Source organism: Ruminococcus sp. AF17-12 (genome assembly GCF_003479245.1).
GTDB lineage: Bacteria > Bacillota > Clostridia > Lachnospirales > Lachnospiraceae > Blautia_A > Blautia_A fusiformis.
This window is the reverse complement of the sequence record NZ_QUGY01000017.1, coordinates 64,342-75,944: the sequence shown is the minus strand read 5'-3', so window position 1 is coordinate 75,944 and position 11,603 is coordinate 64,342. Positions and strand designations below refer to the sequence as shown.

Sequence of the window (11,603 nt, the reverse complement as noted above, 5' to 3'; positions counted from 1 at the left end):
AATATAGTAACGAAGCCCGTGAGCCATGCGTCAAGAAAAGCCGCTATTGTTTATATTGTACCCGTACCGTAAACCGACACAGGTGGATGAGGAGAGAATCCTAAGGCCGGCGGAAGAAGTATTGCCAAGGAACTCGGCAAAATGGCCCCGTAACTTAGGGAGAAGGGGTGCCTGCGAGAGCAGGCCGCAGAGAATAGGCTCAAGCAACTGTTTAGCAAAAACACAGGTCTATGCGAAACCGAAAGGTGAGGTATATGGGCTGACGCCTGCCCGGTGCTGGAAGGTTAAGAGGAGAGGTTAGACGTAAGTCGAAGCTTTGAATTTAAGCCCCAGTAAACGGCGGCCGTAACTATAACGGTCCTAAGGTAGCGAAATTCCTTGTCGGGTAAGTTCCGACCCGCACGAAAGGCGTAATGATTTGAGCGCTGTCTCGGCAATACATCCGGTGAAATTGAAGTGCCAGTGAAGATGCTGGCTACCCGCGCCAGGACGGAAAGACCCCATGGAGCTTTACTCCAGTTTGGCACTGGGGTCCGGTGTTGCATGTACAGGATAGGTGGGAGGCTGAGAAACGGTAACGTCAGTTGCCGCGGAGCCGCTGTTGGGATACCACCCTTGTGATATTGGGCTTCTAACCAGCCGCCGTGATCCGGCGGTGGGACAATGCCAGGCGGGGAGTTTGACTGGGGCGGTCGCCTCCGAAAGGGTATCGGAGGCGCCCAAAGGTTCCCTCAGAATGGACGGAAACCATTCGAAGAGTGCAAAGGCAGAAGGGAGCTTGACTGCGACACCGACGGGTGGAGCAGGTACGAAAGTAGGGCTTAGTGATCCGGTGGTATTAAGTGGGAATGCCATCGCTCAACGGATAAAAGCTACCCTGGGGATAACAGGCTTATCACTCCCAAGAGTTCACATCGACGGAGTGGTTTGGCACCTCGATGTCGGCTCATCGCATCCTGGGGCTGTAGTAGGTCCCAAGGGTTGGGCTGTTCGCCCATTAAAGCGGTACGCGAGCTGGGTTCAGAACGTCGTGAGACAGTTCGGTCCCTATCCGGCGTGGGCGTAGGATATCTGAGAGGAGCTGTCCTTAGTACGAGAGGACCGGGATGGACGGACCGCTGGTGGACCGGTTGGCTTGCCAAAGCCATGGCCGGGTAGCCAAGTCCGGAAGGGATAAACGCTGAAGGCATCTAAGCGTGAAGCCCCCCTCAAGATGAGATATCCCATTCTTAGTGAAGTAAACCCCCTTGAAGACGACGAGGTAGATAGGGCAGAGGTGGAAGTGTGGTAACACATGGAGCTGACTGTTACTAATCGGGTGAGGGCTTGACCAAGAAACGCAGGTTAAGAATTGATTCAAAGAGTTTGATTAACGATCAACAAGCATGTATGTAGTTTTTAAGGTACAAACCTTAATTAAATATTTAAGTAATCCTCCTTAGCTCAGTCGGTAGAGCATGCGGCTGTTAACCGCAGTGTCGTTGGTTCGAGTCCAACAGGGGGAGTTTTTTTATGCCTGTAAACAAGGAATTGTTTACAGGCACTTTTTATATGTTTGTATAAATATCCGTTATATATATCGTAATATTTAACCGAATCAAGTAATCTTCTATAGAATGTTTTCTGATAACAGACTGGAAACTATTTCGAAATCATGCTAGAATGAAATTGGTTTGGTTAAGAAAGAATAATTTATGAGAAAGAAGCAGAAAAATGGAATTATTTGATATCATAGATGAAAACGGAAATCCCACTGGAAAGATCGTAGAACGGAGTATTGCTCACGCAGAAGGAATCCCTCATCGTACTGCTCATATCTGGATCATCCGTCGGAGGAATGAAAAAACAGAGATCCTTCTTCAGAAAAGATCCAGAAACAAGGACTCCTTTCCTGGAAAATTTGATACTTCATCTGCAGGTCACATACAGGCGGGAGATGAACCAATGGAATCGGCATTACGGGAACTGAAAGAAGAACTGGGAATCCATGCGGAATCAGCTGATCTGCAGTTTGCAGGAAAATTCCCCATATCTTTTGCCAGAGAATTTCATGGAAAAATATTCCGGGATGAAGAAATCGCTTTTGTTTATATCTACGATCACCCGGTAGAGATCAATCATCTTACACTTCAAAAGGAAGAAGTAGAAGAGGTACAGTGGTTTGATCTGGAAGAAACGTATCAGCAATGCAGTCAGCACAGAGATAAATTCTGTGTTCCGCTGGGAGGTCTGCAGCTTGTACGTCAATTTATAAAAAGTAACGGCAATACAATAAAGGAGTGAAAGATCATGAGAAAAGATTTCGGAGCAAAGCCTTACACTTATCCACAGCCGGTATTAATGATCGCTACATATGGTGAGGATGGAAAACCGGATGTTATGAATGCAGCCTGGGGAGGAATCAGCGATGATAAGGAAATTTCCATCTGTGTCAGTGAAAATCATAAAACAACTGAAAACATCCTGAAAAAAGGCGCTTTTACAGTAAGTATGGCAGATGTGGAGCATATGACAGCCTGCGACTATGTAGGAATTGTTTCCGGAAACAAAGAGCCGGATAAATTTGTAAAAGCCGGATTTACAGCAGAAAAATCTGAAAAAGTAGATGCACCTATTATCAAAGAGCTTCCAATCTGTATAGAATGTAAGCTGAAAAGCTATGACAAAGACACCTGCCGGCTGATCGGTGAGATCGTAAATGTCAGCGTGGATGAGAGCGTTCTGGATGAAAATGGAAACGTAGATGTTGCAAAAGCAGCACCGATCACTTTTGATCCGTTCAACAATGCATATATCCGTCTTGGCGAAAAAGTCGGCGATGCTTTTAAAGCCGGAACGGCACTGAAATAAATAATATCTACTGAAATACAGAAAGTCTCTTTCACAGGTACAGATAAAAAATTATCTTCTGGAAGAGACTTTCTATTTGTTATAAATATTCTTTAATTCAGAACTCCCAATTCTTTAAAGGCCTGAAAAATCCCGTCCTGATCATTACTCTTTGTTACAAAAGAGAAATGTTTTTGCAGCTCAGAAGGTGCATTTCCCATCAAAACTCCACATCCTACTGCCTCCAGCATTTCCAGATCATTATAATTATCTCCGAATGCAATAGTACTGGTAAGAGGGATTTTTCGAAGATCACAAAGATATTTTACAGCTTCCGCTTTGTTTATGCCGCCAGCCATGATCTCCAGAAGAGAATCGGAAGATCTTGCAATAGATAATTCCGGAAAATATTTGCGAAGAAGTGTTTCTGACGGTGACATATATTCAGAATCGCACATACACAGGATTTTATCTACCATAAGCGTATCTGAGAGAGACTGAAGGGATCCCTCTATAGAGGTAGTTTCCACAACCGTTTCTTCATGGATCACATGAGGGTCTGTCCGGTCTTTTACGATCCAGTCTTCTGAGGTAAAAACATTCCAGGTCACGTGAGGACATTTTTTTTCGATCACATCAATGATTTTGGAAGCGTCGGAAATGCTTATTCCTTTTTCGTAAAGGATATTTTGATCTTCATCCAGGATTAGTGCACCACTGAATGCAATGGTACAACAATGGAAATCATTTTTTTTAATAATAGGACGGATGCCGGAAGGGCTTCGTGCTGAAGAAATAGTAAACAGAACGCCCTGATCTGTCAAAGTATGAATGGCGGAACTAGTCAGCGGAGATACCACATGTTCTGAGGTTAGTAAAGTGCCGTCAATATCGCTGAAAACAGCCTGTGGCTTAAATGAAGATAATGGTTTCATATTCGAGATCCTTTCTGTAAAAGATGAGTATAGGTGTTTCTGTATATAAAATAGCACATAAATAACAAAATAAAAATATATCCAGATTTCATTATGACAAAGCTTTTTTTGGAGCCAGTGCAGTAGATGCCTCTTTTGGAGCATCGGCCACTAGAGAGATCGAAGCAGCTGTGAAACGCTGCGTGTATGCCAATGCAGAGGAAAGCTATCTTCTGGCGGACCATACCAAGTTTGGCAAAAAAAATCTCATAAAATATAATGATGTCAGTGAGTACCAGTTGATCTTTACCGATGAAGAATTGGAAACAGAGCAGAAAAATAAAGTGATCCGACAGGGTGGAAGATTTTGTGAATAGCAAAAATACAGAAATCTGTTGACAGAAGATAAATCTGCAGATTATATATAAATATAACAGATTCACGAAAAAGCCTCGGATTATTCAGAAAATTCATGCTTGTAGGTGAATATAGGATATGATAACATAAAAAATATCATTTTTGTAAAAACGCAAAAAAAGGAGGTGCTGACATGCGCTCAATGAGAAAAAATGCATACAGGAGAGCTATATCTTCCTAATGATGATGAGATCATCCAGGATCAGATCAAAAAGCTGGATCGACTTTATGATTTCAATATGACACGTCCCACACAGTTGGATAAAAGAAATGCTGAAAGAGATACTACACTATGATATAAGAGTGGAAGGAATGTCCGGCTTTTGAAAAATCAAAAAGAAGCAGGTTGATAGGAACAGGAATGGATGAGGACCTGTCTGATACTGAAAGAAAAGAGGATAAATTATGGGAATGAATGAAACACCGTCAGCAGACCGTGTACATATCGGTTTTTTTGGCAGAAGAAATGCAGGAAAATCCAGTATCGTAAATAAGGTGACAGGCCAGGAGCTGGCTGTGGTATCCGATGTAAAGGGAACTACTACAGATCCGGTAAGTAAGGCCATGGAACTACTTCCTATGGGCCCGGTGGTAATCATAGATACACCAGGTATTGATGATGAAGGACATCTTGGAGAACTTCGCGTCCGCAAGGCGAAACAGGTGCTGAACAGAGTGGATGTAGCAGTTCTTGTAGTAGATGCCACTGTGGGAAAAACCAGTGTGGATGAAGAATTGATCCATATTTTTAAAGAAAAGGAGATTCCATATCTGGTTGTTTATAACAAGGCAGATCTGCTGAAAACAAAAGATGGGAACCGGCTTTCTTCAGATAATAACTTAAACCAGAATACCCATGCGGGTGCGGTCAAAGAGAGCAGTGTCAGCCAGAAACAGGATCATGAAAACCAGAACACAGAGCAATCTATTTATGCCAGCGCCGCCACCGGTCAGAATATCTACGAATTGAAAGAAAAGATCGCTTCGCTGGCAGTAACGGATGAACTGAAATTGCGTCTGGTAGGGGATCTCCTTGAACCATCAGATTTTGCGATTCTTGTAGTTCCCATAGATAAAGCTGCACCAAAAGGGCGTCTGATCCTTCCGCAGCAGCAGACGATCCGTGATGTGCTGGAAACCGGAGCAGTAGCCATCGTGATCAAAGAGGATGAGCTTTCCAATACACTGGAAACCCTGGGGAAAAAACCAAAGCTTGTGATCACAGACAGCCAGGTCTTTGCCAGAGTCAGTGAAGAAACTCCAGAAGACATCTGGCTTACTTCATTCTCTATTCTGTTTGCCAGATTTAAAGGAAATCTAAAGACAGCGGCAGCTGGGGCAGCAGCACTGGACCGGCTGAAAGACGGTGACAAGATCCTGATCTCAGAGGGATGTACCCACCACAGGCAGTGTGATGATATCGGAACAGTCAAGCTTCCACGCTGGATCCGTAATTATACGGGGAAAGAGCTGGAATTTGAGTATTCTTCCGGAAGAGATTTCCCGGAGGATGTGACGAAGTACAGTCTGATCGTGCATTGTGGCGGATGTATGCTTAATGAGAGAGAAATGCGTTACCGTCAGAAATGTGCATTGGATCAGGAGATTCCTATCACCAATTACGGAATTGCCATTGCGTACATGCAGGGAATCCTGAAACGTTGTGTGGAAATGTTCCCGGATGTGAGGAAAGAACTGGAACAGTAATTTTTTTCAGGTGTTTACATTTTTTCCGAAAAATGATATAGTAGCGATTGTTCATTTTATAAATTTGCAAAAGGTGACGATAAGGAGTTGCAGATACAATGATCGATCAGACACTTTCACAGGCCCTGCAGAAAGAAATTCCAATACTTACAGCTCAGATCCGAAGTCTCTATGCAGAATTCGATAAAAAATTTCATCTTAACGGAGCAAAGATCCCTATAACTTTTGGCATGGAGCCGGATCTGTTGGGATCTTATACAAGAGGCAGCTGCCACGAAAAAGAGCATTTCCATTTTTCTCTGCTGTTTATCGGCTATGCGGTAAAAAATCCTCTGAAAAAAGAAGACCGACTGGATCTTTACAAACATGAATATGCCCACTATATGCAGTATAATTTTCACATTCCCTCAGAGTATCAGTGGCAGCACGGAACCCACGGAAGTGCCTGGAAATACTGCTGTTCCTTGACTGGTGCGGCACCAACGCCATATTATAAGGCAGGGGAAGCTCTGATGAAACACAACTATGAGAAAAAACTCCGAAGCCCGATCCATGACCGTACTGTAACGGTGCGGGATACTTACAGAAGAGAGCAGCAGCACAGGAATACTCAGAACAGTATTGTACGCTATGAGATCGGAGAGGATGTCAGTCATCCGAAATTCGGAACCGGAAATATTGAGCATGTAGAGCAGCTTCCGGGTTCTGTAAGGCTTCACATCCGTTTTGGAGAAGAGCTGAAAGTGATCGATCAGAAATGGCTTCTTCGGACAAAATATAAAAAGATCTGAATATAGTTTTATAAAAATAGACATCATCCTGGATATCAAAATAGGTATCATATGGAGATGTTTATTTTTTTTATATCATTGATACAGTATAAAAAAATTCTCCGGTACAGAAAATCTGTGTTCCGGAGAATTTTAAGTCAGGCGGATATTTGCGATCCGTATTTAGCCAGTTGCCTGATTTGGTTAAAAAAATCAGGTTATATTACTCAGAAACCTTCACAAACTGGCTGTTATAAAGATTCTGATAGAATCCGCCTTTTGCCATAAGCTCTTCATGGCTTCCCTGTTCGATGATGCTTCCGTCTTTCATGACAAGAATCTCATCTGCATTGCGGATGGTAGAAAGACGGTGTGCAACGATAAAGCTTGTTCGCCCCTGCATCATCCGGTCAAATGCCTCCTGGATCAGCATTTCTGTTCGGGTATCAATACTGGAGGTTGCCTCGTCAAGGATCAGCATTGGCGGCAGACACAGCATGACACGGGTGATGCAGAGAAGCTGCTTTTGTCCCTGGCTTAAGCTGTCTTCATAAAGAATGGTATCCAGGCCATTTGGAAGACGGCGGATAAATTCCCAGCTGTGGGACATTTTAGCTGCCTGGATCACTTCCTCATCGGATGCATCCGGCTTTCCGATGCAGATGTTATCACGGACAGTTCCATGCTTGATCCAGGTATCCTGGAGAACCATGCCATAGCTTCTGCGGAGGGCATGTCTGGAAACATCGGTGATGGGGGTTCCGTCCACGGAAATACTTCCACCGGTGACGTCATAGAACCGCATCAGCAGGTTGATAAAAGTTGTCTTGCCACAACCGGTAGGGCCTACGATGGCAATACGTCTGCCTGGTTCTGTATGAAGATTAAAGTTTTTAATGAGAGGTTTGTCCGCTTCGTAGCGGAAGGAAACATTCCGGATATCCACTGCACCTTTTACATCGACAAGAGTTCCGGACGGATCCGGGCTTTCCGGCTCTTCCTCCAGAAGATCAAAGATCCTGGTAGCGCAGGCCAGAGCGTTCTGAAGCTCTGTGATCACGGAGCTGATATCGTTGAAGGGCTTCATATACTGGTTTGCATAAGCCAGCAGTACGGAAAGTCCACCGACAGTCAGATGACCGCCCGGGATCAGAAAGGCACCTGCAAGAGCTACACCTGCGTAAATGATGTTGTTGATACATCGTGTGGATGGGTTGGTGAGGCTGCTGTAAAAAACAGCCTTCTGGCTGGCATCACGGAGTTCTTCATTGATCGCAGCAAAACGTTCGGAAGAACGATTTTCGTAACCAAAGGCCTGAACCACTTTTTGATTTCCGATCATTTCCTCGATCAGTGCAGTCTGACGTCCACGGGCATCACTCTGCGCACGGAACATCTGGAAGGAATGGGAGGAGATGAATTTCGCCACAAAAAAGCTTACAGGTGTCAGGACAATGATCATCAGAGTGATCCACACATTTTTGGAGAACATGAAGAGCAGGGTTCCGATGATGGTGATGACACCGGAAAACAGCTGTGTAAATCCAAGGAGCATACCATCGGAAAGAATATCCGTATCTGCGATGACACGGCTGATGATATCACCGGTGCTGTGTCCGTCCAGGTAGGACAGAGGAAGCTTCTGGATATGGCGGATGGATCTTGCACGGATATCCTGTACTGTGCGGTAGGTCATACGGTTGTTGATGACACTCATGATCCAGGTGGCAATGCCGGAAAATACGATCATGACAAGAATACGGGAAAGATAGAATCCCATTCTTGTAAAATCAACTTCGTGGGCAGCAACGACCTCATCAATGGCATAACCAAAAAGTACGGGAACATACAGCTGCAAAATTACAGTGACTGCTGCTAGGATCACACTTAATACGAGAAGAAAACGGTATTTTCCAATGAAACGTAGTACCTTGAAAAAGGTTGCCATGCTGTTTTTGTTTTTGGCGGTTGTATCTGTTTTACTCATGACAGGACCTCCTTTCCAGTCGCTTTTTCATATTTGGTACGCTCTTCCGGGAACTGTGAGAAAAAGATCTCACGGTAGGTTTTACAAGTAGAGATCAGCTCCTGATGGGTTCCTTTTCCGGCAAGCTGACCGTCATCCAGTACCAGGATCAGATCGGCCTGGCGGATGCTGGCGGCTCTCTGGGATACCAGGAAGGTGGTTGTTTTTCCACCAAGCTGGTGAAGGGATTTCCGAAGTGCCGCATCTGTGGCAAAGTCAAGAGCACTGGCACTGTCATCCAGGATCAGGATCTCTGGTTTTTTCACAAGGGCGCGGGCAATGGTAAGTCTCTGACGCTGGCCACCGGAAAGATTCCGGCCGTTCTGTTCCAGACGGAAATCCAGCTGACCGTCCTTTTTCTCTACGATTTCACGAGCCTGAGCGGTGGTAAGTGCTTCCCACATTTCTTCGTCCGTGGCATCTTCCCGTCCCCAGCTTAAGTTATCGCGGATGGTTCCCTGGAAAAGTGCTGCTTTTTGAGGAACTACGCCGATTTTTTCCCTGAGTTCCTGCCTGGAATAGGTCTGTACATTCTGACCATCGAGGGTAATGACTCCGGAGGTTGCGTCGTAGAAACGGGCGATCAGATCCACAAGAGTGGATTTACCGCTTCCGGTACCGCCGATGATTCCGATCGTAGAGCCTTTTTTTGCGGAAAAAGTGATATCAGAAAGGCTAGGTGCGCCAGTTCCTGCATAGGAGAAACTCACATGGTCAAAGGCAACTGCATAGTCACTGTTTTCCGCAGTCGGTAAGGAAGCTTTGTCCGGGTAAGTCATGGTGGAATCGACTTTCAGGATTCCGGCAACGCGATCCGCACAGGCCATGGATTTGTTCAGGGTGATGATCAGGGACGCAAGCTTGATCAGTTCTACGATCATCTGTGCCATATAGTTGTAAAGAGCAACTATTTCACCCTGCTGCATGTTTCCGAGGTTTACCTGTACACCTGCAGTCCGGATCAGGATTACTGTTGCGATATTGATCAGTACATAAGTTGCAGGATTTAAAAGTGCAGAGATTTTTCCGACAAATTCGTTCAGTCTGGTAAGTGCAAGATTGCTTTCGTCAAACTCCGCAACGGCATCAGCTTCACGGCAAAATGCACGGATCACACGGACACCGGTCAGGTTTTCTCTGGTAAGACGGGTGACGGAATCCAGACGTCCCTGTACTTTTTTGAAAAGCGGGATACTTAAAAACATGATCACAAAGACAACCAGGAACAGTACCGGAATGGCAACTGCGAAGATCAGTGCACAGCGCACATTGATGGTAAAAGCCATTACCATAGAGCCTAGAACAATAAACGGGCTTCGAAGAAGAAGACGGAGTCCCATGTTTACTCCGTTCTGTACCTGATTGACATCGTCTGTAAGACGGGTGATCAGCGTGTCAGTGCCAAGGGTGTCCAGCTCCGTATAGGAAAGCTTCTGGATATGGTCAAATACAGCCTGACGCACTTCTGTGGCAAAGCCTACGCTGGCTTTTGCAGCAAAAAACTGTGCAGTAATGCTGACTGCAAGTCCTGCAGCAGCCATCAGTATCAGGATAAAAAACTTCTGAACGATATAGCCGTGGTCATTATTTGCAATTCCCACATCGATGATCTGGGCGATGACGACAGGCACCAGCAGATCAAATACAACTTCCAGAAACTTGAAAAAAGGAGCCAGAACGCTTTCTTTTTTGTAGTTTTGAAGATATTTTGCAAGTGTTCGCATTTCTTTTTCTTCCTCCGTTTCCTTATTTTTCTATAATAAACCTCTGTTATTATACTCCTATGGAGATAATACGTATAATATTGTTTTTAATGTATGATAATATAATTTTGCTATTGCCTGGGACGGAAATCTGTGGGATGATAGAAGTATGGTTTTTCGGATAATTGTGTGGGAAAGATATTCATAGTATTTACAAAGTATTGCAGATATAGTATTTCTTAACCGAATTAAGAAAGTACTTTGTGGGATAGCGAAAAGCAATAAGCAGTAGATGGGTTTTGCCTGTGTTATATACCAGATAAAGAAAGAAGGATTTATATATGGAAATCAGACAGCTGGAATATTTTCATGAGATCGCAGCAACAGGAAGCATCAATGAAGCCGCAAGGAGACTGAACATGTCCCAGCCGCCGCTGAGCTATCAGATCAAGCAGCTGGAAGCAGAGCTGAAGGTGAAGCTTTTTGAGCGGACCAGGGCAGGCGTGACACTGACAGAAGCCGGAAAGCTTCTTTATGACAGGACAGAGAACATTTTGAGCTACGTTCGTTCCACAGAACTGGAAGTATCCAAAGCAGGGAAAAAACAGGTTTTACGTATCGGGATCACGCCAACCACAGTGACCACCATTATGCCTTATATTTCCAGATTTTCCAGGGAAAATTGTGATGTAAACTTTGAGGTAAGGGATGCGATCACCTTTACACTTCTGAATTATCTGATGGATGGGATCATTGATGTTTCGGTAGTGCGTACACCTATCAAGCTGGAAGGTTTAAATTATCTGGAACTGGATGAGGAACCCATGATCGCGGTCCTTCCTCCGGAGATCCCGGAAAATGAGACAAAAAAAGAGGGCATCAGCCTTAAAGAGCTGACTGGATGCCCTCTCATTATTTACCGGCGGTACGAAGAATTTCTGATGAAAGCCTTTGGAGAAAAAAATCTCCAGCCGGATATTTTCTGTGTCTGCGATGATCCCAGAGACGCCATGCTCTGGGTGCAGGAAGGTCTTGCAACCGCCGTTTTTCCAAGATCCATGGAAGATCTCTGTACAGATCTTCCGATCCGCATCATTGAAGAAGAGAAGCTGAAGACCAGGATCCTTCTTGCCTGGAAAAAGGATCGCAGGCCTTCTGCCGTGATGCAGGATTTTATCAATATCTGTGAGAAATATGCAGGAAACCCTGCAATCTGATCATGGACCTGGAAAGGGGA

10 protein-coding genes, 1 tRNA gene and 1 rRNA gene (1 of these 12 running past the window's edge) are annotated in these 11,603 nt (G+C 44.7%); 9 read left to right on the top strand and 3 right to left on the bottom strand.

Annotation, left to right across the window (positions count from 1 at the left end):
• The 4 genes from DWW77_RS15780 to DWW77_RS15765 all read left to right on the top strand — a co-directional run.
• A 23S ribosomal RNA gene (locus DWW77_RS15780) occupies window positions 1-1,334 on the top strand (it extends 1,892 nt beyond the left edge of the window).
• 98 nt (window positions 1,335-1,432) lie between these two features.
• Window positions 1,433-1,505: transfer RNA gene (locus DWW77_RS15775), tRNA-Asn, on the top strand.
• Between the two features lie 208 nt (window positions 1,506-1,713).
• Window positions 1,714-2,283 (top strand): NUDIX hydrolase, encoded by a 570-nt coding sequence (locus DWW77_RS15770; protein WP_022426119.1) that lies wholly within the window; start codon window positions 1,714-1,716, stop codon window positions 2,281-2,283.
• A 6-nt stretch (window positions 2,284-2,289) separates the two neighbouring features.
• Window positions 2,290-2,850, top strand: coding sequence for a flavin reductase family protein (locus DWW77_RS15765; protein ID WP_015526817.1), 561 nt, complete (start codon window positions 2,290-2,292; stop codon window positions 2,848-2,850).
• A gap of 92 nt (window positions 2,851-2,942) precedes the next feature.
• Here the strand turns inward: DWW77_RS15765 and DWW77_RS15760 are convergent, their stop codons facing one another.
• The gene (locus DWW77_RS15760) at window positions 2,943-3,764 is read right to left on the bottom strand and encodes a Cof-type HAD-IIB family hydrolase (protein ID WP_015526816.1); all 822 of its coding nucleotides are present in this window, start codon (window positions 3,762-3,764) and stop codon (window positions 2,943-2,945) included.
• 77 nt (window positions 3,765-3,841) lie between these two features.
• Here DWW77_RS15760 and DWW77_RS15755 point away from each other — a divergent pair, with 77 nt between their 5' ends.
• From DWW77_RS15755 to DWW77_RS15740, 4 genes are all read left to right on the top strand, one after another.
• Entirely contained in the window at window positions 3,842-4,120 is a 279-nt protein-coding gene (locus DWW77_RS15755) for a DeoR/GlpR family DNA-binding transcription regulator (protein WP_092070922.1), read from the top strand.
• A 192-nt stretch (window positions 4,121-4,312) separates the two neighbouring features.
• On the top strand, window positions 4,313-4,456 hold the full coding sequence (locus tag DWW77_RS15750) for a maltose acetyltransferase domain-containing protein (RefSeq protein WP_015526815.1): 144 nt from the start codon (window positions 4,313-4,315) through the stop codon (window positions 4,454-4,456).
• Between the two features lie 109 nt (window positions 4,457-4,565).
• Window positions 4,566-5,867 carry a [FeFe] hydrogenase H-cluster maturation GTPase HydF gene (hydF, locus tag DWW77_RS15745; protein WP_118609093.1) on the top strand — a complete coding sequence of 434 codons (1,302 nt, stop codon included), beginning with the start codon at window positions 4,566-4,568 and terminating at the stop codon, window positions 5,865-5,867.
• A gap of 98 nt (window positions 5,868-5,965) precedes the next feature.
• Entirely contained in the window at window positions 5,966-6,658 is a 693-nt protein-coding gene (locus DWW77_RS15740; RefSeq protein WP_015526812.1) for a hypothetical protein, read from the top strand.
• A 202-nt stretch (window positions 6,659-6,860) separates the two neighbouring features.
• Here DWW77_RS15740 and DWW77_RS15735 read toward each other — a convergent pair whose 3' ends face one another.
• A complete protein-coding gene (locus DWW77_RS15735; RefSeq protein ID WP_022426123.1) occupies window positions 6,861-8,624 on the bottom strand; it encodes an ABC transporter ATP-binding protein in 1,764 nt (587 codons plus the stop codon).
• Window positions 8,621-10,387, bottom strand: coding sequence for an ABC transporter ATP-binding protein (locus tag DWW77_RS15730; RefSeq protein WP_118609092.1), 1,767 nt, complete (start codon window positions 10,385-10,387; stop codon window positions 8,621-8,623). Before DWW77_RS15730 ends, DWW77_RS15735 begins: the two co-directional genes overlap by 4 nt.
• Window positions 10,388-10,707: 320 nt before the next feature.
• Between DWW77_RS15730 and DWW77_RS15725 the strand changes: the two genes are divergently transcribed.
• A complete protein-coding gene (locus tag DWW77_RS15725) occupies window positions 10,708-11,583 on the top strand; it encodes a LysR family transcriptional regulator (protein WP_021652963.1) in 876 nt (291 codons plus the stop codon).
• Window positions 11,584-11,603 lie beyond the last annotated feature (20 nt).

Excerpts from the sequence above, each read along its gene's own strand:
- DWW77_RS15740 (WP_015526812.1), top strand. The coding sequence starts at position 5,966 with ATGATCGATCAGACACTTTCACAGGCCCTGCAGAAAGAAATTCCAATA.
- DWW77_RS15730 (WP_118609092.1), bottom strand. The coding sequence starts at position 10,387 with ATGCGAACACTTGCAAAATATCTTCAAAACTACAAAAAAGAAAGCGTT.
- DWW77_RS15750 (WP_015526815.1), top strand. The coding sequence starts at position 4,313 with ATGCATACAGGAGAGCTATATCTTCCTAATGATGATGAGATCATCCAG.
- DWW77_RS15760 (WP_015526816.1), bottom strand. The coding sequence starts at position 3,764 with ATGAAACCATTATCTTCATTTAAGCCACAGGCTGTTTTCAGCGATATT.
- hydF (WP_118609093.1), top strand. The coding sequence starts at position 4,566 with ATGGGAATGAATGAAACACCGTCAGCAGACCGTGTACATATCGGTTTT.
- DWW77_RS15735 (WP_022426123.1), bottom strand. The coding sequence starts at position 8,624 with ATGAGTAAAACAGATACAACCGCCAAAAACAAAAACAGCATGGCAACC.
- DWW77_RS15770 (WP_022426119.1), top strand. The coding sequence starts at position 1,714 with ATGGAATTATTTGATATCATAGATGAAAACGGAAATCCCACTGGAAAG.
- DWW77_RS15725 (WP_021652963.1), top strand. The coding sequence starts at position 10,708 with ATGGAAATCAGACAGCTGGAATATTTTCATGAGATCGCAGCAACAGGA.
- DWW77_RS15765 (WP_015526817.1), top strand. The coding sequence starts at position 2,290 with ATGAGAAAAGATTTCGGAGCAAAGCCTTACACTTATCCACAGCCGGTA.